At 64.0% G+C, this 18,329-nt stretch carries 18 protein-coding genes; 8 read left to right on the plus strand and 10 right to left on the minus strand.

Features of this window, described 5'->3' with window-relative positions; translation table 11 throughout:
- The first annotated feature begins 48 nt into the window (after positions 1-48).
- The 3 genes from B9A11_RS06780 to B9A11_RS06790 are packed head-to-tail and all read left to right on the plus strand — an operon-like array spanning position 49 to position 1,647.
- Positions 49-702, plus strand: coding sequence for an alpha/beta hydrolase (locus B9A11_RS06780; RefSeq protein ID WP_058246657.1), 654 nt, complete (start codon positions 49-51; stop codon positions 700-702).
- Between the two features lie 3 nt (positions 703-705).
- A complete protein-coding gene (locus tag B9A11_RS06785) occupies positions 706-987 on the plus strand; it encodes a hypothetical protein (protein WP_058246656.1) in 282 nt (93 codons plus the stop codon).
- Between the two features lie 51 nt (positions 988-1,038).
- Positions 1,039-1,647 (plus strand): HD domain-containing protein, encoded by a 609-nt coding sequence (locus tag B9A11_RS06790; protein ID WP_058246655.1) that lies wholly within the window; start codon positions 1,039-1,041, stop codon positions 1,645-1,647.
- Here the strand turns inward: B9A11_RS06790 and lpdA are convergent.
- The 5 genes from lpdA to B9A11_RS06815 all read right to left on the minus strand — a co-directional run bounded on the left by lpdA (position 1,644) and on the right by B9A11_RS06815 (position 9,577).
- A complete protein-coding gene (gene lpdA, locus B9A11_RS06795; RefSeq protein ID WP_058246654.1) occupies positions 1,644-3,038 on the minus strand; it encodes a dihydrolipoyl dehydrogenase in 1,395 nt (464 codons plus the stop codon). The genes B9A11_RS06790 and lpdA overlap by 4 nt on opposite strands.
- A gap of 80 nt (positions 3,039-3,118) precedes the next feature.
- On the minus strand, positions 3,119-3,700 hold the full coding sequence (locus B9A11_RS06800) for a DUF924 family protein (protein ID WP_058247110.1): 582 nt from the start codon (positions 3,698-3,700) through the stop codon (positions 3,119-3,121).
- A gap of 126 nt (positions 3,701-3,826) precedes the next feature.
- Entirely contained in the window at positions 3,827-5,101 is a 1,275-nt protein-coding gene (locus tag B9A11_RS06805; protein WP_058246653.1) for an MFS transporter, read from the minus strand.
- 118 nt (positions 5,102-5,219) lie between these two features.
- Entirely contained in the window at positions 5,220-6,278 is a 1,059-nt protein-coding gene (queA, locus tag B9A11_RS06810) for a tRNA preQ1(34) S-adenosylmethionine ribosyltransferase-isomerase QueA (protein WP_058246652.1), read from the minus strand.
- Between the two features lie 17 nt (positions 6,279-6,295).
- Positions 6,296-9,577, minus strand: a complete 3,282-nt coding sequence (locus B9A11_RS06815) for a YhdP family protein (protein ID WP_058246651.1) — start codon at positions 9,575-9,577, stop codon at positions 6,296-6,298.
- Between the two features lie 81 nt (positions 9,578-9,658).
- Between B9A11_RS06815 and B9A11_RS06820 the strand changes: the two genes are divergently transcribed.
- The 4 genes from B9A11_RS06820 (at position 9,659) to B9A11_RS06835 (ending at position 12,999) form a co-directional block, all read left to right on the plus strand.
- Positions 9,659-10,108 carry a peroxiredoxin gene (locus B9A11_RS06820; protein ID WP_058246650.1) on the plus strand — a complete coding sequence of 150 codons (450 nt, stop codon included), beginning with the start codon at positions 9,659-9,661 and terminating at the stop codon, positions 10,106-10,108.
- A 95-nt stretch (positions 10,109-10,203) separates the two neighbouring features.
- Positions 10,204-11,007, plus strand: coding sequence for a ferritin-like domain-containing protein (locus B9A11_RS06825; protein WP_058246649.1), 804 nt, complete (start codon positions 10,204-10,206; stop codon positions 11,005-11,007).
- Positions 11,008-11,183: 176 nt separating this feature from the next.
- Positions 11,184-12,497: a M23 family metallopeptidase gene (locus B9A11_RS06830; RefSeq protein WP_058246648.1), complete on the plus strand. Its 1,314-nt coding sequence runs from the start codon at positions 11,184-11,186 to the stop codon at positions 12,495-12,497.
- Positions 12,487-12,999, plus strand: coding sequence for a bactofilin family protein (locus B9A11_RS06835; RefSeq protein WP_058246647.1), 513 nt, complete (start codon positions 12,487-12,489; stop codon positions 12,997-12,999). The genes B9A11_RS06830 and B9A11_RS06835 overlap by 11 nt, the downstream gene beginning before the upstream one ends.
- Positions 13,000-13,075: 76 nt before the next feature.
- Here the strand turns inward: B9A11_RS06835 and B9A11_RS06840 are convergent, their stop codons facing one another.
- The 5 genes from B9A11_RS06840 to B9A11_RS06860 form a co-directional block, all read right to left on the minus strand.
- On the minus strand, positions 13,076-13,660 hold the full coding sequence (locus B9A11_RS06840; RefSeq protein WP_058246646.1) for an HNH endonuclease: 585 nt from the start codon (positions 13,658-13,660) through the stop codon (positions 13,076-13,078).
- Between the two features lie 207 nt (positions 13,661-13,867).
- Entirely contained in the window at positions 13,868-14,761 is an 894-nt protein-coding gene (locus B9A11_RS06845; protein ID WP_058246645.1) for a hypothetical protein, read from the minus strand.
- A gap of 121 nt (positions 14,762-14,882) precedes the next feature.
- Positions 14,883-15,548, minus strand: a complete 666-nt coding sequence (locus B9A11_RS06850; protein ID WP_058246644.1) for an alpha/beta hydrolase — start codon at positions 15,546-15,548, stop codon at positions 14,883-14,885.
- Positions 15,545-16,189 (minus strand): DNA-3-methyladenine glycosylase family protein, encoded by a 645-nt coding sequence (locus B9A11_RS06855; RefSeq protein WP_058246643.1) that lies wholly within the window; start codon positions 16,187-16,189, stop codon positions 15,545-15,547. The genes B9A11_RS06850 and B9A11_RS06855 overlap by 4 nt, the downstream gene beginning before the upstream one ends.
- Positions 16,171-16,875, minus strand: coding sequence for a precorrin-6A/cobalt-precorrin-6A reductase (locus B9A11_RS06860; protein ID WP_058246642.1), 705 nt, complete (start codon positions 16,873-16,875; stop codon positions 16,171-16,173). Before B9A11_RS06860 ends, B9A11_RS06855 begins: the two co-directional genes overlap by 19 nt.
- 174 nt (positions 16,876-17,049) lie before the next feature.
- Between B9A11_RS06860 and B9A11_RS06865 the strand changes: the two genes are divergently transcribed.
- On the plus strand, positions 17,050-18,324 hold the full coding sequence (locus B9A11_RS06865; protein ID WP_058246641.1) for an MFS transporter: 1,275 nt from the start codon (positions 17,050-17,052) through the stop codon (positions 18,322-18,324).
- Positions 18,325-18,329: the final 5 nt, after the last annotated feature.

Genomic DNA, 18,329 nt, shown 5'->3' on the forward strand with positions numbered 1-18,329 from the left:
AATTCGTCAAGAATATCGCCCACCGGATTGAGGAGCCAAAGTCGCCCTATGCCAGAGGTCATTTTTCCCGGACCCGAAGGCCGCCTCGAAGGCCGCTATCACCCGCAAAAGGACCGCGATGCCCCCATCGCGATCGTGCTGCACCCGCATCCGCAGTTCGGCGGCACCATGCGCAACAAGGTTGTCTACAACCTGCATTATGCGTTTTATAACATGGGCTTCACGGTTCTGCGGTTCAACTTCCGCGGCGTCGGTCGCAGCCAGGGCGAGTACGACCAGGGTGTTGGCGAGCTGTCCGATGCGGCTTCGGCGCTCGATTACCTGCAATCCATGAACCAGAACTCCAAGCACTGCTGGGTCGCGGGTTTCTCGTTCGGCGCGTGGATCGGGATGCAGCTGCTGATGCGCCGCCCCGAGATCACCGGATTCGTCAGCGTGTCGCCCCCGGCGAACATGTATGACTTCAGCTTCCTCGCGCCCTGCCCTTCCTCGGGCCTGATCATCAACGGCTCGGCGGACCGCGTGGCGCCGCCCGCCGACACCCGCGCGCTGGTGAACAAGCTGCACGAGCAAAAGGGCATCACCATCACCCACGAAGAAATCGAAGGCTCTGGCCACTTCTTCGAGGAACCGCATATGGACACGATGATCGACAGCGTCACCGGCTACGTCAAACGCCGCCTGACCGAGAATTCGCGTTAAACCATGGGTGTTGTCGACGATCTCGCGGACAAGCTGGCGCAGGACGTGATCAAGGCGATGGACGCTTTGGGCGACGAGAACCTGCCGGACGAGGTGGCGAACGTGCTGGGCGCGTCCTCGCCCTCTTCGGAAGAGATCTTTCGCGCCGCCGTGCGCATCCGCTTGGCAGAGCGCCGCGCGCGGGCGTTCCTGAACGATCACGTCAAGGCGGCGATCGAGGCGAAAAAGGCGGGCAAGGCCCCGCCCAAGGCGCTCGCCCCCGGATCGGACAACGAAAACCTGTAAATTCCCGCGGTCCCGCTTGCCAAAGCCGGGGCCGCGTGACCTTTTGGGGCCATGACACAGCCCTCCCCCTCCCGACTCGACCGCCAGATGGATTTCCTGATGGAAATCGACCGGCTGAAATCCGTCCATCGCGCGACCAAGCTGGCCGATGGCACGCGGCGTGAAAACTCTGCCGAGCACAGCTGGCACGTGGCGCTATTCGCCCTGACGCTGGCCGAGCACGCCCCGCAAGGCATCGACCGCGCCCGGGTGATCGAGATGCTGCTGTTGCACGATCTGGTGGAAATCGACGCGGGCGACGCGCCGGTCTATGGCAACCACGACGCCAGCGCCGTGGCCGAGGCCGAGCGCAAGGCCGCCGACCGCATCTTTGGTCTTTTGCCCGAGGATCAGGGCGCACACTTCCGCGCCATCTGGGAAGAATTCGAGGCGATGCAAACCCCCGAGGCGCGCTTTGCCAAGTCGCTCGACCGCTTTGCCCCGCCGAATATGAACATCGCCAACGGCGGCGGGTCCTGGGCCGAATACAACGTCGATTTCGGCACGTTCCAAGCCAACGTCGGCATGAAGATCCTGCAAGGCGCCCCGGCGCTGTGGGAGTGGATCGCCCCGCGCGCCAAAGCCGTGATCGACCGTCTGCGCGAGGGGCCTAAGCCTTAGAAGTGGATCGCGCGGTTCCACGCGTCCAGCACGCTTTCGTGCATGGATTCCGATAGGGTCGGATGCGGGAAAACCGTCTGCATCAGGTCCTCTTCGGTGGTCTCGAGCTGGCGGCCGATGACGTAGCCCTGGATCAGCTCGGTCACCTCGGCCCCGACCATATGCGCGCCCAGCAAAGCGCCGGTTTTGGCGTCAAAGATCGTCTTGATCAGCCCCTCGGGTTCGCCCAGGGCGATGGCCTTGCCGTTGCCGATATAGGGGAAGCGGCCCACCTTGATGTCGTAGCCCTTGTCCTTGGCCTGCGCCTCGGTCAGGCCGACGCTTGCAACCTGAGGGTGACAATAGGTGCAGCCCGCGATGCTGTCCGGATCGACCGCGTGGGGGCGGCCCCCAGCGATGAGTTCGGCGACCATGACGCCCTCGTGGCTGGCCTTGTGCGCAAGCCAAGGCGCGCCTGCGATGTCACCAATCGCAAAGACCCCCGGCACGCCGGTGCGGCACATGGGATCGGTGACGACATGGGTGCGGTCGACCTTGATGCCTGCCTCCTCCAGCCCGAGGTCTTCGACATTTCCGACAATTCCAACCGCCGAAATGACCGTATCCACGGTCAGCTTTGACATTTTTCCATCTTTTTCAATGTGGGCGGTGACTTGCCCCTTGGCCCGGTCGAGCTGCTTGACCATGGCCTTTTCAAGGATCTCAAGCCCCTGCTTTTCAAACTGTTTCTTGGCGAAAGCGCTGATCTCCGCGTCCTCAACCGGCAGGATGCGGTCCATGACCTCGACCACCGTCACCTCGGCCCCGAGGGTGTGGTAGAAACTGGCGAATTCGATGCCAATGGCGCCCGAGCCGATCACCAAAAGCTTTTTCGGCATCCGAGGCGGTTGCAACGCATGCTTGTACGTCCAGACCAGATCGCCGTCCGCCTCCAGCCCCGGCAGCTCGCGCGCGCGGGCGCCGGTGGCCAGCACGATGTTCTTGGCCTGAAGGGTCTCGGTGCCCTTGTCCGTCGTCACCTCGACCGTGCCCGGCTTGCCCAGACGCGCCTGCCCCATGACCGTGGTGACCTTGTTCTTTTTCAGCAGGTGGCCCACGCCAGAGTTCAGCTGTTTCGCCACCCCGCGCGAGCGTTTGACCACCGCGTCCAGATCGTAGCCGATCCCCTGGGCGCTCAGCCCGAATTCCTTGGCGCGGTGCATCAGGTGGTACACCTCGGCCGAGCGCAAGAGCGCCTTGGTCGGGATGCAGCCCCAGTTGAGGCAAATCCCGCCCATATGCTCGCGCTCGACAATGGCGACCGACAGGCCCAGCTGCGCGCCGCGAATGGCCGCCACATAGCCGCCGGGGCCGGCCCCGATCACCACCATGTCATAGGTTTTCGCGCTCATCCCATCCTCCTGCCTTGGGTTCAGGAGAAGGCTACCGCAAGCCCACGCCTGCGGCAACGTATCGCGCGCAATTGACCGCTTTACGCCGCCTCTGCCTGAAACTGCCGCAGGGTATGGCCATACCCGCCCGCCTCGACATAGCGTTGCTCGGCGTCGGTAAAGCGCCGGTCCAGCGCCTCGTTCCGGTAAGGAAAGCGGCCAAACTGGCGGATGACCTCGCGGTGGACCTTGGCGTGCAGCAGGTTGCTGTCGCCGCTTTGGGTCATGCGTTCCTTCATCAGGCGCACGCAACGGTCCTGATCACACAGGTTTTCCGAGTGCATGAGCGGCAGGTAGAAAAACTGCCGCGCGGGTTCGTCAATGCGCATGTCCCAGCCGCGATGGATCGCCTGTTTCGCCGCCGCAAGCGCGACACGGTCAGAGGCAAACGCCTGCCCCTGCCCGCGGAACATGTTGCGCGGGAACTGGTCGGCAAGGATGATATAGGCCAGCACGCCGCTGGGATAGGTCAGCCACAGACCATAGCTGCCCTCTTGCAGCGCCTCCCACGCGGGCAAAAACCGCGCGCGAATGTCGGCGTCCAGCGCCTCGTCCTGCTTGTACCAGCCGCTTGGGCCGACCTCGTCCAGCCAAAAGGCCAAAACCTGCTCGGGCGTTGTCATGTTGTCCTCCACCGCACCCTTGTCGTTAAGGACTAGCCTACGCACGGCCAAGCCTCTGTCGCCAGTCACGAATTCTGTCAGTTTCTGTCAACAGGGCCAAAGTCGGAGGCGGGTTCACCCTTGGGTTTATGCGGCGCTGGACTCCTCTGCCTCTTCGGCGGCTTCCTCGGCGGCCTCGATGGCGTATTCCTGCGCCGCTTCCATGGCGACCGGGGTCACACCATAGGCCACCGGCGCATAAACTCCGGTGTCCTCGACCGGCAGGCTGGGACGCTTGGTCATGCGATACAGCGCATAGGCCGTCAGCGCGCCAAGCAGGCCGGTGATCAGCATAAAGTACCCCTGCGGGCCGACCACCTCCATGCCGTAGCCGATGATCAGCGGACCGGCAATGGCGCCCAGCCCGTTGATGAACAGCAAACCGGCAGAAGCGGCGGCCATATCCTCGGCCTGCAAAAAGTCGGTCGTGTAGGCAATCAGCAGCGAATACAGCGGGTTACACATGCCGCCAATCATAAAGGCCGACACCAGCAGCATCGGGAAATAGCCCCCCAGCAGGATCGCCATCACACCCGATCCGGCCCCGATCCCCGCCACGATGGTGATCAGCAGGCGGCGGTCCATGCGGTCCGACAGCCAGCCCAGCGGGTATTGCAGCAGCACCGCGCCCACGTAAAAGGCAGCGACAAACATCGAGATTTGCCCCAGCTCCAGCCCGGCCTGCATCCCGTAAACGGCGGACATGCCGAACTGCGCCGCGAAGACACCGCCCAGCAGGAACATCCCCACGATCCCCAGCGGCGAGACGTCGTATAGCTCGCGCAGGGTCATGGGCTTGGTCGCCTCAAACGCCGGCGTCGGAGAGATCGAGAGCAAGATCGGCGCAAAGGAGATCGACACCAGCACGCTGGGGATCACGAACAGCAAGAACCCCGAGGTGTCCGGGATCACCAGCATCGCCTGAGAGATGATCACCCCCAACATTTGCACGATCATATAGGCCGACAGCGCCTGCCCGCGCGTCTCGTTGGTGGCGGAATTGTTCAGCCAGCTTTCCGCCGTCACATACACGCCGCAGTAGCAAAAGCCGATGATCACGCGCCCCGCCGTCCAGGCAAACGGGTCCTTGAACGCCGGATAGAGGATCAGCACCGCCGAGACGAGAGACCCAAGCGCCGCAAACACCCGCACGTGCCCAACGCGCCGGATCATCCCCGGCACGACGCGCGAGGCCACCAAGAAGCCCGCGAAATACCCGGCCATGACGACGGACATGGTACTGGCGGAAAAGCCCGCCTCGGCCCCGCGCACCCCCAGAAGCGAGCCTTGCAGCCCGTTGCCCAGCATCAGCAGCAGCATCCCCAGCAGCAGAGCCCAAGAATTTCGTAGCACGTCCAGCATGGTGTCTCCTTACATCTTAGGCCCGAGGTAGCGCGCGCACGCGCGGGTCAAGTTGGCCCATAGCGACATTTCGCAACGATTGGCGTCGCGTTCACCCTATGCGGTGCGCGCCGCGCGCTCAATCTGCCGATGGCGGGATCAACAGCGACGCGTCACCGTATGAGAAAAACCGATACTCTTCGCTTAACGCATGGTCATAAATCTTGCGGATGCGGTCCTGCCCCATCAGCGCCGACACCAGCATCAGCAGCGTCGATTTGGGCAGGTGAAAGTTGGTCATCAGCGCGTCGGTGACGTGGAAGTCAAAGCCGGGGTAGATAAAGATGTCGGTCACGCCCTGAAACGGTGCGATCTGCCCTGCGCGCGCCGCCGTCTCGATCAGACGCAGCGCGGTGGTGCCCACGGGGATCACCCGGCCCCCGGCCTGTTTGGTCGCTTGGATTTGAGCGGCGGCCTCGGGCGATACTTCGCCCCATTCGCCGTGCATCTTGTGGGTGGTCACGTCCTCGACCTTGACCGGCAAAAAAGTGCCCGCGCCCACATGCAGCGTCACATGGGTAAAGCTCACGCCGTGATCGGCCAGCTTTTGCAAGAGGTCCTGATCGAAATGCAACGAGGCGGTGGGGGCGGCCACGGCCCCAGTGTTGCGCGCCCAGACGGTTTGGTAATCAGTCCGGTCCTGCGCATCGGCGGGCCGCTTGGCGGCGATATAGGGCGGCAAGGGCATGGCCCCCGCGGCGTTCAGCGCGGCGTCGAAATCATCCCCCGACAGGTTGAACCGCAGCAGCCCCTGTCCTTCATCCTTTACTTCAAGAATGGCGGACAAGTCATTGGAGAACTTGATTTCTTCACCCTCTTTGACTTTCTTCAAGGGCTTAACCAAGGCCGACCACAGCCCATCGGCGCGCGGCTCTAGCAGGGTGACTTCGATCTTGGCCTGCATCGGCCCTTGGGCGGTGTCACGCGCCCGCGTGCCGGACAATCGCGCCGGGATCACCTTGGTGTCGTTCAGCACCAGACGGTCGCCGGGGCGCAGCCAGCCTAGGATGTCATACACCCGCGCATCGGTGATCTGATCGCCCTCCGCCACCAGCAGCCGCGCCGAGGGACGCGGTTTCGCAGGGCGCGTGGCAATGAGACGATCGGGCAGATCGAAGTCGAAATCCGAGAGCTTCATAGGGTAAGCCTTTGAGTTTATTCAGACACCGTCGGCGGCGGCCTGCGGAAGATGTCACGGAACATCCCCGGCGTGAAGACCGAAAGCGGATTGACCGCCACACGCGGCCCCGACACTGGCCCACGCAGGTTGAAGTTAAAGCCGATCAAGCCTTCGCCCTTGCGCGCGATCAGCCGCCCGATGCCGTTGACGAAATAGATCGGCGACAGCACGCCCTGCATGTCCATATTGCCGCTGGCCAGATCGTAATAGCCATCCATGGACACCCCCATCGACGGGCCAACGGCGCTGGATTCGGTGACGATGACCTGGCTCGGGGACAGGCGGAACTTGGCGTCGACATTGCTGAAGAAAATCCCCGGCCCATCGAGCTGGTCGATCAGGCCGACGATGCTGATGGCGTCCAGCAGCGCACCGATGGCCGGGGCGTCGCGCAGCCGCGTTTCCGCGATGGTCATGGCGCCGTCATAGGTGCCGGTCCGCCCGGCGACCGGGATCAGGTCCAGCCGGAACGCCCCGCCGCTGAGGGTTTTCAGCATCCCCGCGCCGCGCAGCACGTCGCCTGCATCGTTACTGGTGATGGCAAAGGCGCTGGCCCCGTTTCGCGGCGCAACCGTTCCGGCGATGGCCGCCTGCCCGCCCAGCATGGCGTCGAACCGCCCGCGCAGCCCCGTGCCTACGTCGAAATTGCCCCGGAACCTGCGCATCACGATGCTGTCGGTGACCTGCAAACTGTCCAGGGTCAGGGCGACCGGCAGGCTGGTCCCCGTGGCCCTGCCGCCGCCAGAGCCGCCGCCCCCAAAGCTGGCGTTGCGCAGGTCGATCTTGCCAGAGGCGACCTCGACCGCTGGCGGCAGGCCGCGCCCCCGGCCACGCAACCGCCCGGTCACATCCAGCCAATTGCCCAGGCTCATCCGCGAAAAGCTCAGGGATTGAAAGGCGTTGCCCTGCCCCAGCGTCAGATCGCCCACGGCGTCCAGACCCGCGCCGGACAGCGACAGACCATTCACCCGGATCGGATTGCTCAGCGCACCAGAGATCTGGAACTTGCCCTGAAGGCCCTGCGGCAAGGCCCAGCCCAGCTGCGGGATCGCCACGCCGAGGCCGTCCAGATCGGTGCTCAGCGCGAATTCCACCGGCTTGCCCTGCGGCATCCGCAGCTCAAGCTGGCCTTGCCCCTGGCCCGAGATCATCCCGTCCGGCAGGCTGATCCCCAGCGTTTGCAGCGCCCGCGGGCTTAGCGTCACATCGGCGGCCACGCGCCCCTGGCCCGGCGCAAAGGGCTGCGTCCAGGTGCCCGTCGCCGGAATCCCCGAAAGCTGCACCCCGCCAGAGACCTCAAGCCGGCTGTTGCTGACCTTGAATGTCAGCCGATCGGCGGTCAGGCTCTGCCCCGGCACGATGGTGTCGCTGACCAGATCGCGCGCCGTGCCGCCAAGGTCGAGGGTGATGTCAGGCAGCTTTAGCCCCTTGCGCAGCTCCATCGCGATCAGGCCCGACACTTCGACCTGCCCGGTGGCAATAGAGGCATCGCGCCCGGTCTTGGTCAGCACCTGCCAGGCGTCATTGTCCAGATAGGCCAGCGCAGCGGTCAGCGCGCCCTTGGCCTGCAAGCGCACCTCGCCCGGCGCGGGTTTGACGCGCAGGTTGGGGATAATGAATTCGGTCCCGGTGATGTCGATGGGCCCGCCCAGACCGGGGTCAATCTGGCCCGCATCAACGCGCAAGCCCAGCCGACCGTCATACATGGTCATCCGACCCTTGCCGCCGGTGATGGGCGGCAAACGCTTATTATACAGAACTTTTCCGTCCTCGAACCCCACATCCAGAAAAGTGTCGGGCCGCGCGTCCGGCTCTAACCGTAGGGCAAAGACGATGTCGTGCAAGCGCCCGCCCAGCACGTGCTCTGACGCCCAATTGCGGGTTTGCGGGCGGAACTCCTTGGGCCAGAAGGCCAGCACCTGATCCGGCGTGGTCTGCTCGGCGGTGGCATCCAGCGACAGCTGCCAGCCATCGCTGCGCGCCAGCAGGTCGGCCTTGGCCCGGATCGGAAAGGCAGGATCGGTGACGCGCAGCCGCCCCACCGTCAGGCGAAACGGATCAAGCGTCAGTTTGAATTCGGACACCGCGCCGGACATCTCGACCGATTGGTCCCACAGCAAGCCTTCGGCAAGTTTCAGATCGGACAGGCGGAACTGGCCGGAAATCGCTTCGGGCCAGCCTTGGTCCAGCCCTTCGAGCCGGGCGTCGCCACGCGCGCTGACCTGCCCCAGCGGAGAGCGGACGCGGATTTCGTCAAAGCTCAGCACCGCCTGCGCGGGATCGTAGCTGAAATAGGTGCGCGCGCCGTCGAAATGCAGCGCCTTGGTGGCGCGGTTGGGTTGCAGCACGCCCGCGCCGATCTGCAAGGTCGCGCTAAGCGTATCAAGCGCGCCGTCGTCGCGCAGACCCGAGCGCAGCGCGCCGGAAATGGGCGCATCAAGGTTGGCGAGCCACGCCAGGGCCGGGCTTTGGGTCGCGATGTCCTGAGACCGCAAATCCTTGAGAACCATACCGAAATCCAAGGACCGCTCGCCGATTTCACTTTGCGCGTTCAGCTCGAGCGTGGCGACCCCGTCGCCGCCCGCCAGCAAGGCCACATCGCCGGACAGGCGCAGCTCCCCGCCTTCGCGCGCCAGCCGCAGACGCCCGCCATCGGCGGTCCAGCCCCGCCGCGCGCGCTGATCCTCGTAGCGCACGGTCAGCGCGTCGGCCTCGAAAACGTCGAACTTGGCCAGCCGCTCATCCTCAAAGGCGGCATCGACGGCGGCGATGATCGCGCCCAGATCAGGCACATCGGTGCCCTCGGCAAAGGCATCCCCCAGCGCCAGACCAAAGCGCCCGCGCATGTCGCGCTGAAGGGTGACAAAGGCGCCCGAGACCTGCGCCTCTCGCAGCACCAGATTGCCACGCAAGAGCGCCGCGGGGGACAGGCCGGCCTCGATGTCGGACAGCTGCGCCACCTGCTGGCCCTGCGCATTGGTGATGTTGACGTCCCACAGGATGATCCGCGCAAGGCCGGTCCGCTGGACCAATAGGCTCATCCGACCAAAATCGACGTTGATCCCCGGCAAGGTCTGGGCAATGCGTGCCTCGATCTTTTCGCGCACCCACACGGGGGCGTCGACGGGGCGGCCAATCATCACCATCGCCCCGGTGCCCGCCGCGGCCAGCAGCAAGACAAAGGCAAACAGCACCGCCAGCCCGCTTTTGCGGCGGCGCGACCGGCGAGGTTTTGGATTTTCTTGCGCGTCGCTCACTGGAAGCCCGGCCTTTGCGGTTTATTCTTGGCTTGCATCTGCTTTGTGATCGTCACACTACCCCAAGTAAAGGAGACACGCATGTCCGAGTTGATCCCTGATGTCACGCTTCCCGGCACCTCCGGCGAAGTTTCGCTGAGTGCATTGAAAGGCACGCCCTTTGTGCTGTTCTTTTACCCGCGCGACAATACCCCCGGCTGCACCACCGAGAATTTGGACTTTACCGCCAAGAAGGCAGAGTTCGACGCGCTTGGCGTGAAACTGTTCGGCGTGTCCAAGGATAGTCTTGAGAGCCATGAAAAATTCGTTGCCAAAAAGGAATTGGCGGTGCCTTTGCTGTCCGATGAGCACACGGATTTGAGCGAACGTCTGGGCGTGTGGAAAGAGAAAAAGATGTACGGCAAAACCTTTATGGGGATCGAGCGGTCGACGTTTTTGGTGAATGCGGCCGGCGAGATTGTGCGCGAATGGCGCAAAGTCAAGGTCGCAGGCCACGTGGATGAGGTTTTGGAAGCGGCCAAGGCGCTGTAAGACCGGTTTGACGGGCGCGGGCCAAATCTTTTTGAAAAGATTTGCAAATTCCTTGGAAGGAATTTGGCCGCGCGAGACGAAAAGGAAAGCCCAGAATGCAAACCTTGTGCGAAATGGCTGTGGATGTTTTGACCACCGCCGATGGCCGTGAAAAGACCCGCAAATCGCGCGCCTATGCCGCCGCCTATTTCGCCGCGCGCGAGGCCGGAACACCGTTGCCCTTGGGCCGGGCCGAGCCGCCCTTGCGGCCTTCGCGCCCCGAGAAACCCGAACTGCTTGATCCGCGCGATGTGCCCAAGCGCAAGCCCGGCAGCGAAAAGGGCCGTATTGCCCTGCTGCACGCGGTGGCCCATATCGAACTGAACGCCGTGGACCTGCATTGGGACATCATTCCGCGCTTTGCGGACACCGCCATGCCGCAGGGATTTTACGACGATTGGGTGAAATCTGCGGACGAAGAATCCAAGCATTTCAACCTGATGTGCGATTGCCTCGAAGAGCTGGGCAGCCATTACGGGGCTCTGCCCGCCCACGCTGGCATGTGGCGCGCCGCCGAGGACACCGTCGACGATCTCATGGGCCGCCTTGCGGTGGTGCCCATGGTGCTCGAAGCGCGCGGGCTGGACGTCACCCCCGGCATGATCGCCCTGTTCAAAAAGGCCAAGGCCGACAGCGCCGTCGCCGCCCTGGAGACCATCTATGGCGAAGAGGTCGGGCACGTGGCCTATGGCTCCAAGTGGTTCCATTTCCTCTGCGGCCGCCACGACCATGACCCAAAAGAGACATTCCACGCGCTTGTCAAAAAATATTTCCACGGCCCCTTGAAACCGCCGTTCAACGAAGAAAAACGCGCCGAAGCTGGCCTGCCGCCCGACTTTTATTGGCCGTTAACCGATTAACTCCTCGTGAGAACCCCTTGAATCGGCGGTTTTTTGCCATTTCGGCCACAACCTGCCGTCTTACCCGAATCATCCGCCCTATTTTGTTGCGCTGACCTAAAGCGCTCGTTAATCCCTTGTGGGACGCTGGCTTGGGGAGCCGACGTCGCAATTGGGACGGGTAGAAGGAAAGTCAGGTGAGAACACGTCTGGCAATCAAGACACATGCACTCCTCGAGCGCTTCTTTCCGGAACGTCGACTGTTTTTGCGGTCCGACACCGATACGCGGTTCATTCGCCTGCGTCCGGAAACCCAGGCGGTGGCCTTTGTGGGCGGGGTCCTTGTGGTCGGTTGGACCACGATTGCAACGGCAATCCTGTTGATGGACTCGATCGGCGCGGGCAACTTTCGTGAACAGGCCCGCCGCGAGCAAATCACCTACCAGCAACGGCTGAACGCCCTGTCGTCCGAACGCGACGCCCGCACCGCCGAGGCCCTCGCCGCCCAAGAGCGTTTCAACGCCGCGCTGCGTCAGGTGTCGGTCATGCAGTCCGAATTGCTGGACTCCGAGGCGCGCCGCCGCGAGCTGGAAACCGGCATCGACGTGATCCAGACCACCCTGCGCGACACCATGAAGGAACGCGAGCAGATCGCGGACCGTCTGGCGGCGCTGGAAACCCAGGCCGAGGGCGGCGTTGCGCTGGCCATGGCCGGTCAGGATGACAGCACGCTGAACTTCCTGTCCGACGCGCTGGCCCGCACCGCGCAGGAGCGCGACAAGGTCATCGCCGACGCGCAACAGGCGCTGATCCGCGCCTCTGAAATGCAGGCCGAAATCGAGCAGATGGAAGAGCAGAACGACCGCATCTTCCGCCAACTCGAAGAGGCCATGACCGTCTCTGTCAAACCGCTGGACAAGATGTTCGAAAAGGCCGGGATGGACCCAGACCGCATTCTTGGCCAGGTCCGCAAGGGCTATAGCGGTCAGGGCGGCCCGCTGACCCCGCTGTCCTTTTCCACCCGTGGCACCGTGGATATCGCCCCCGAAGACACCGCGCGCGCCAACGACATTCTCAACCAGATGGACCGCTTGAACCTGTACCGGATCGCGGCCCAGAAGGCGCCCTTTGCCTCGCCGCTCAAGGATCCGTTCCGCTTTACCTCTGGCTTTGGGCACCGCTGGGGCCGGCTGCACGCGGGCACCGACTTTGCCGCGCCGCATGGCACGCCGATCTACGCAACCGCCGATGGCGTCGTCACCCATGCTGGCTGGTCCTCGGGCTATGGCCGTCTGGTCAAGATCCAGCACGAGTTCGGCATCGAGACCCGCTATGCCCACCAATCCAAAATCCGCGTGAAGGTCGGTCAAAGGGTCTCGCGCGGGGAGCGGATCGGTGATATGGGGAACACCGGACGGTCGACCGGAACCCATCTTCATTACGAAATCCGTGTCGGCGGCAAACCCGTCAATCCGATGATCTATATCAAGGCTGCGAACGATGTTTTCTAAGAGCAAAATTAACGAGCCGGGCCCCAAAGCAGACGACACCTCTGCCAAGCCCGCTGCACCGGAAATGCCCAAGGCATCCCCGGCTCCCACTGATTACAAGGCCGCCGCGCCCAAGGCCAAGCCGCCCGCATCGGTGCTGAGCCAGGATCTGCACGTGACCGGCAACATCAAGACCACCGGCGACATCCAGGTCGAAGGCACCGTCGAAGGCGACATTCGCGCCCACCTGCTGACCATCGGCGAATCTGCCACCATCAAGGGTGAAGTAATCGCGGATGACGTGGTGGTGAACGGCCGCATCGTGGGCCGCGTGCGTGGTCTCAAGGTGCGCCTGACCGCAACCGCCCGTGTCGAAGGCGACATTATCCACAAGACCATCGCGATCGAATCCGGCGCTCACTTCGAGGGTTCGGTTCAGCGTCAGGACGACCCGCTCAACGGTGGCAAGGCCCGCGCAGCCGCCGGTCAGGCCGCACCTGCCGCGCCGACGCAGCAGGGCTAAGCCGCACAGGCACCTTTGCCAGAACAACGAAACGCCGGGCCACTCGCCCGGCGTTTTGCGTTTGAGCCGCTGATAATTACGCCTCCAGCTCGGCGTCCCAGTACAGAAAATCCATCCAGCTTTCGTGCAGGTGGTTGGGCGGGAACTTGCGGCCCGTGTTCATCAGCTCGGACGCCCCCGGCTGGCGCGGCGGTTTGCGCAGGGCCATGTTGGCTTGGCGCAGGCTTTTGGATCCCTTGCGCAGGTTGCACGGCGCGCAGGCGGCCACCACGTTTTCCCAGCTCGTCACGCCCCCCGCCGCCCGCGGCACCACGTGGTCAAAGGTCAGCTCTGACTTGGTCCCGCAGTATTGGCAGCGAAATTCGTCCCTCAAGAAAAGATTAAAGCGCGTGAAGGCCACGCGCTTTTGAGGTTTGACGAAATCTTTGAGGACAACGACGCTGGGCATCCGCAGGGTCATGCTGGGGCTTCGCACGACCTCGTCGTATTCGGCGACGATATCCACCCTGTCGAGGAAAGCCGCCTTGATCGCATCCTGCCACGGCCAAAGACTGAGCGGATAATAGGAAAGCGGCCTGTAATCCGCGTTGAGCACAAGCGCCGGATGGTTCTTTAACCCACCGGATTCGCGCACGAAATTCGTTCTGAAATTGCCGTCCATTGGGGGACTCATCCTCCGCCCTGTCTGCTTGTTCCAAAGCACCAAGGCGGGACAACCCGCCCCAGCTTATGTATGACTATATATCGTGTTTGTTGTCTGGCAAGCCCCACGACATAGAGCGCACGCCCAAGGGGGTAACGCGGGGCTGTAACGCCTATATGACAGGCAGACGGCGAAAGGGCCCCAAGTTCGGGGCCCTCTCAGAGGTTAGGCCTTGGTCAGCGCCCGCAGTTTCGGGAATGGCAGCTGATCGCCGTCATACATGGCGATAAAGTTTGCTGCCCCATCGCCCGGGTCTGCCCACGCCGCCGTGCGTTTGAAATCGCCCGGTTTCAGCACGCCCTTGGCGACCAAGGCTTCGGCGTGATTGATCAGCGCCACCAGCTCGCCCTTGATCTGAGCCTTTTCCTCGGGCGTGCGCACCGCGCCATAGGCAGAGACGAAATCCACCTCGGGCAGAGGAATCTCCAGTGTGCGTGCACCAACGGTCACCTTGCCGTCCTGCACCGCGTCCAGCCGCAGCAGCATCGAGGGGGCCATGCCCTTTTCGCTGGCCGCGCCTTCGTGCCAGCGGGCAAGATCCGCGACGCGGGCCGGGAAAAAGTAGCGGTTGTACCAATGGGGAAATTCGCCTTCGAGGAAGGATTTGACATAGGTCTCGTCCACCTCACCCAGGGCCAGAAGGCGGTCGACCTTTTTGTAAAAGTGCTCGATGTGCGAGACGTAGCGCCAGTTGTCATTGCGTAGCACGTGATAGAGATCGTCCAAGCCCTTGGTGGGGAAATGCAGGTGCGATTTGAACACCAGCCCCGCGCGGTTCCGGGTTTCGAGGAAATCGTACGAGGTGAACTCTTCGAGGATGGCGACGGCGGCCTGGCGTTTGTCGCGGTTGTCCTCGATGATAAAGACCACAAGCGCGGTGAGCAGCGAACCGATGGCGGCGGCGGCAAGGCCCGCAATCAACTGGTTCTCAGAGATCTTGCCAAAGGCAGTATAGGCCGGGGCGCTGGCGTCCCCTTCGCCATAAGAGAAAAAGAGCAAGGCGGTGAGCGATGCAAAAAGGCTGACCGATAGGATCAAAAAGACTTTGGCTTTGGACATCCTTCCTCGGGTATTCAAAGTGTGAAAAGGGCCGAACCGGGGGGATGCCCTTGTTCGGCCCGACCGGGAAGAACGTGAAAACCGGCGTCTCGTCAATGGGATAAACGTCGCGGCTGCGCGTTTAGAACCCGCATTTGTCGCGCAGGAAGGCAAGGCAGACGGACAGCCCGTCGGGGGCGATGCCGTGGGCAGTGCCCTTCATGACGTGGGCGTAGACCTCTTTCCAGCCCGCGCCTTGCAGCGCCTCGGCGGCCTCGGGCAGCGATTGCGGCGGCACCACGTCGTCCATGTCGCCATGGATCAGCAGGACCGGGGGCTTGCTGACCACCTCATCGGCCAGCAGCTCAGGGGCCAGCAGCCGCCCAGAGAACCCGACGATCCCCGCCAGTTCATCTTCGCGGCGGGGGCCGACGTGCAGGCTCATCATCGTGCCTTGGCTAAACCCGACCAGAGCCACCTGTTCGGGCAGCAGGTCTTCGTCCACCATCAGCGCATCGAGAAAGGCGTTCAGATCGTCGATGGCGCGCGCCATGCCTTCCATGGATTCCTCTTCGCTCGACCCGTCGATCCACGGGATCGGGAACCACTGAAAGCCCATAGGCGCCCCGGCGCAGCTTTCCGGCGCATCGGGGGCGACGAACAGCGTATCGGGCAGGTGCTCGCCCAGCGGATCGGCCAGCCCCAGCAGGTCCGCGCCGTTTGCGCCGTAGCCGTGCAGGAACACCACGCAGCTGCGGGTTTCACCAGAGACCGGCGCCTTGCGGCCAGTGTTCAGAACGCGTGTCATGCAATGCCCTCTCGCTGTTTGCACACATGGTAGTAAGCCCAGAGTACGCGCGCCGCAACCGATCTCCATGGGCTCCACGCCTCGGCCATCTGGCGCAGGGCGCGGTCCTTGGGGCGCTCTGGCAGATCGAACAGCAGCCGCGCGCCCTCTTGCAGGGCGAGGTCTCCGGGGGCAAAGACATCCGCCCGCCCAAGGCTGAACATGGCGTAGATTTCCGCCGTCCAGACGCCGATGCCCTTGACCGCCACCAGCGTTTTGACGACCTCGTCCGTGGGCAGCGCGCGCAAGGCGTCAAAGTCGATTCCCGCCTCGGCCAAGGCCTGCGCGTAGGTGGCCTTTTGACGGCTCAGGCCAAGTGCCCGCAGGTCGTCATGGCTGACGGATTGGATCGCGTCCGGCGTGGTCATGCCCGCGTCTTGAAGTTTCCCCCAGATCGCCCGGGCGGAGGCCACGCTGACCTGTTGGCTGACGATGGCCGACAGCAACTGGTCAAACCCATCGGGCCGCAACCGCAGGGGCAAAGGCCCGGTCTGCGCCAAGGCCGCACCCCAGCGCGGGTCTTGCTGGGTCAGCCACGCGGCCCCCTCGCTCACGCAGGCATCGCTGCGGATGATCCGTCCGGTTATTGCTTCGCGATCCATGCCAAGGCCTCTGCCACTGTTTGCACCCTCGGGCCATCCGGCCTGCGCGGTCGGTCGATCATGGCGACAGGCAAGCCCAGCCGCCGCGCCGCGCCCAGTTTCGGCCAGCCCCCCGGCCCCCCTGCGTTATGCACCAGCAGCCAGTCAATCCGATCCTTGCGCAAGGCGCGCATCTCTTCCGCCACGGTGAACGGGCCTTGTTTCGTTTGAAAGCGCCCACGGCGCAGGGGAAAGCGGTCCTCCCCGCCCTGCCCGATCCGCCGCGCGATGACATAGGCCTCCAAAGCCTGCATCCGCACCAAGGCATCGCGCCCCGCCGCCATCAAGACGCGTGCGCCCTTTGGGATGACCTCTGCCGCCTTTTCGGGGCTGCGCAGCCGGTGCCATCGGTCGCGCGCCCCTGCCCGCCAGGCCGGGCGCACCAGTTGCAGAAGCGGCAAGCCCTCGGCCCGCGCCAGTCGCGCCGCCGCTTGCGCGGTCTCTATGTCACATGGGTGCGCCGCCTCAATCACCATCTCGGCGCCCGTTTCAGCGATCCACGACGGCTCCAGCGCGCCTGTGGACACCGCCGCGGGCCAGCTTTGCGCCACCCGTTCGGGGCTGACCAGCCGCACCTCGGCCTGCGGGATCGCCCGCGCCAAGGCGCGCGCCTCGGCAGAGCCTGCAATGATCGCTATCCGTGTCATGGCCCCTGTCTAGCGCGCTCCCGCGGCGCGCACCACTGGGACAAAAGCGTCGCCTTTGGCCTTGCGGGAAATCGGCGCGCGGAAGCGCCCCTTTGGATCACGCTCACCTCGCGCGCAACCCTAGATAACATTCCCCTCTTGCGATGCGGCGCGGGCGCGCTTAACGCTTGGCGCATGACACATGCCTCCGATGCCCGCGCCCGCCGTAACGTCTATGTCCTCGTCCTCGCTCAGGCGATCATGGGCGCGCAGATGCCGATGATCTTTACCATCGGCGGTCTGGCCGGGCAGTCGCTTGCGGGCAACCCCTGTTTCGCGACGCTGCCGATTTCGATGATCGTGCTGGGCTCGATGCTGTCAGCGACGCCGGTCTCGGCGGTGATGCAGAAATATGGCCGCAAGGTCGGCTTTTTCATGGGCGCGTTTGCCGGGGCGCTTGGCGCGCTGATCGCCGCCTATGGCCTGCAGACGGGCAGCTTTGCGATCCTGCTGGTGGGCAGCCTGATCACCGGCATGTATATGTCGGCCCAAGGGTTTTACCGCTTTGCCGCCGCCGACACCGCTTCGGACGCGTACCGCCCCAAGGCGATTTCCTACGTCATGGCGGGGGGGCTTCTCGCGGCGATCATCGGCCCGCAGCTGGGCAACTATTCGTCCTTTGCGCTGGGGGCCGTGCCGTTTGTGGGCACCTACGTCGCTGTCGCGGCGCTGAACCTGATCGGCTGCTGGATGTTCCTGTTCCTCGACATCCCGCGCCCGCCGGTGCCTGACGCGGACGCCCCGCATGGGCGCACCCGGATGGAGCTGCTCAAGACCCCGCGCATCGCCGTGGCGATCATCTCGGCCATGGTGTCCTACGCCTTGATGAACCTCGTGATGACCTCGACCCCGCTGGCAGTTGTGGGCTGCGGCGTGGGCGGCGCGACCGAAGTTCCCGCCTACCTGTCCAACCTCATCCCCGCAGGCACCGCGCGTGAGCAGTTCCAGTTCATCGCGGGCTACGTCGTGACCGCGCATGTGCTGGCGATGTACATCCCCAGCTTCTTCACCGGCCACCTGATCGTGCGCTTTGGCGTGGAAAAGATCATCGCCGCCGGTCTCGTGATCCTCGCAGGCGCGGGCATCGTCGGCCTGTCCGGCGTGCAGCTGGAACAGTTCTTTGTCGCGCTGATCCTGCTGGGCGTCGGCTGGAACTTTGGCTTTATCGGCGCGACCTCGATGCTGGCCAGCGCGCACGAACCGCACGAGCGGGGCCGCCTGCAAGGCATGAACGACCTGCTGGTGTTCGGCGGTGTGACCTTTGCCTCGCTGGCCTCGGGCGGTCTGATGAATTGCTCGGGCGGGGCGCCGCAGGACGGCTGGGTCGCGGTGAACCTTGCGATGGTGCCGTTCCTTGCGCTGGCCGGGGCGGCGCTGATCTGGCTGGTGCTGCGCCCGTCTGAGGACTAAGCGCT

Source organism: Tropicibacter naphthalenivorans, assembly GCF_900176475.1.
Lineage (GTDB): Bacteria > Pseudomonadota > Alphaproteobacteria > Rhodobacterales > Rhodobacteraceae > Tropicibacter > Tropicibacter naphthalenivorans.

Bases quoted from the DNA above. Each gene is read 5' to 3' on its own strand.
- B9A11_RS06785 (WP_058246656.1), top strand. From the start codon at position 706: ATGGGTGTTGTCGACGATCTCGCGGACAAGCTGGCGCAGGACGTGATC.
- B9A11_RS06780 (WP_058246657.1), top strand. From the start codon at position 49: ATGCCAGAGGTCATTTTTCCCGGACCCGAAGGCCGCCTCGAAGGCCGC.
- lpdA (WP_058246654.1), bottom strand. From the start codon at position 3,038: ATGAGCGCGAAAACCTATGACATGGTGGTGATCGGGGCCGGCCCCGGC.
- queA (WP_058246652.1), bottom strand. From the start codon at position 6,278: ATGAAGCTCTCGGATTTCGACTTCGATCTGCCCGATCGTCTCATTGCC.
- B9A11_RS06820 (WP_058246650.1), top strand. From the start codon at position 9,659: ATGTCCGAGTTGATCCCTGATGTCACGCTTCCCGGCACCTCCGGCGAA.
- B9A11_RS06850 (WP_058246644.1), bottom strand. From the start codon at position 15,548: ATGACACGCGTTCTGAACACTGGCCGCAAGGCGCCGGTCTCTGGTGAA.
- B9A11_RS06860 (WP_058246642.1), bottom strand. From the start codon at position 16,875: ATGACACGGATAGCGATCATTGCAGGCTCTGCCGAGGCGCGCGCCTTG.
- B9A11_RS06845 (WP_058246645.1), bottom strand. From the start codon at position 14,761: ATGTCCAAAGCCAAAGTCTTTTTGATCCTATCGGTCAGCCTTTTTGCA.
- B9A11_RS06825 (WP_058246649.1), top strand. From the start codon at position 10,204: ATGCAAACCTTGTGCGAAATGGCTGTGGATGTTTTGACCACCGCCGAT.
- B9A11_RS06865 (WP_058246641.1), top strand. From the start codon at position 17,050: ATGACACATGCCTCCGATGCCCGCGCCCGCCGTAACGTCTATGTCCTC.
- B9A11_RS06800 (WP_058247110.1), bottom strand. From the start codon at position 3,700: ATGACAACGCCCGAGCAGGTTTTGGCCTTTTGGCTGGACGAGGTCGGC.
- B9A11_RS06835 (WP_058246647.1), top strand. From the start codon at position 12,487: ATGTTTTCTAAGAGCAAAATTAACGAGCCGGGCCCCAAAGCAGACGAC.
- B9A11_RS06855 (WP_058246643.1), bottom strand. From the start codon at position 16,189: ATGGATCGCGAAGCAATAACCGGACGGATCATCCGCAGCGATGCCTGC.
- B9A11_RS06805 (WP_058246653.1), bottom strand. From the start codon at position 5,101: ATGCTGGACGTGCTACGAAATTCTTGGGCTCTGCTGCTGGGGATGCTG.
- B9A11_RS06840 (WP_058246646.1), bottom strand. From the start codon at position 13,660: ATGGACGGCAATTTCAGAACGAATTTCGTGCGCGAATCCGGTGGGTTA.
- B9A11_RS06790 (WP_058246655.1), top strand. From the start codon at position 1,039: ATGACACAGCCCTCCCCCTCCCGACTCGACCGCCAGATGGATTTCCTG.